Consider the following 301-nt stretch of genomic DNA (forward strand, 5'->3'; position numbering starts at 1 on the left):
CTGTATTCCTCACTGACTGAAAAAGCCTCTGCGGCTATCATGTCTGGTAATGAGGCTGCCCAGCAAGAAGCAATTGTCCTGGCTGAGCAGCTGAAAAGTGATTTTGGCAAAAGCACTTACAGTCAGTTTGCCAGCCTGTTTCTGGCGCGCTTTGCTGCGGATAACGGTGATATGAACAGTGCGGCTGCCGAGCTGAGAGCCTTGGTTGATAGCGCTGAAGCGCCAATCAAATACCTGGCCACCGCGCGTCTGGCTGATGTACTGGTTGAACTGGATGATACCGATGCGGCGCTGGCTCTGG

Annotated in this window: 1 protein-coding gene; it reads left to right on the forward strand. The window is 53.5% G+C overall.

Annotation, left to right across the window (positions count from 1 at the left end; translation table 11 throughout):
* Positions 1-39 precede the first annotated feature (39 nt).
* A partial coding sequence (locus Q4563_RS18670; RefSeq protein ID WP_303605575.1) for a tetratricopeptide repeat protein occupies positions 40-301 on the forward strand: 262 nt, incomplete at its 3' end.

This window comes from Gilvimarinus sp. 1_MG-2023, from assembly GCF_030548285.1.